The following is a 705-nucleotide window of genomic DNA, read 5'->3' as shown; positions in this document are numbered from 1 at the left end:
CTGTTAAGGTGTGAGCAACGCAATACCGATGCCACCGCATACCACCTTAAACACTAAACGCAACGCATAGTAAAAATGCCACGCGTTGCGAATCACTCTTAAACAGTTTGTTATGTTTTTATTTGAAATAGAATGGATGATCGTACACAGTGTTCGGTTTCACAGAATCATCCAAATACAGTCGGAGGTGAACACGAGATCGAAGACATAGATGCTTTTCAAACCCAAGTGATTCATAGAAAGCTACGAGATTTTCCACAGTTATTCCGCTATCGTCGTCTGGCTCTGCAGTGATTTCTACGCAAGCTTGAGGACACTCTGCCGCAATTCGTTTGAGTGTACCCTTTAGTAATTCTCGAGCGAATCCTTTCCTACGAAATTCAGGTAATATATCTACACGCTCGATAGTATAGACGTTTTCATGCTCAGGATTTTTTCTCCACATGCAATTACAATCATCATCGTAGTTTTCGAAATACACATATAAAAAACCATCATGCTCCTTATGCATAATGTTGGACAATTGAGTCATGATACTCCTCATGGATAAACTATCAGCCAGTTAAATTTATCAAACCTTTGAATCTTAGTCGTAAATCATCGTAGATTTTCGCCGAAAACATAACGCCCTGTTAAGGTGTGAGCAACGCAACACAGAAGCCGCCGCATACCACCTTAAACACCAGACACAACGCATAGTTAAAA

The 705-nt window shown here is 40.4% G+C and carries 1 protein-coding gene; it reads right to left on the bottom strand.

The features are described 5' to 3' along the window. Nucleotides 1-118: 118 nt before the first annotated feature. On the bottom strand, nt 119-445 hold the full coding sequence (locus tag RH45_RS05135; RefSeq protein ID WP_241211628.1) for a GNAT family N-acetyltransferase: 327 nt from the start codon (nt 443-445) through the stop codon (nt 119-121). Between the last annotated feature and the right edge of the window lie 260 nt (nt 446-705).

Origin of the sequence: Vibrio sinaloensis DSM 21326, assembly GCF_000189275.1 — a bacterium.
GTDB lineage: Bacteria > Pseudomonadota > Gammaproteobacteria > Enterobacterales > Vibrionaceae > Vibrio > Vibrio sinaloensis.
The sequence above is the reverse complement of the archived record's forward strand: the minus strand, read 5'-3'. Positions and strand labels throughout refer to the sequence as shown.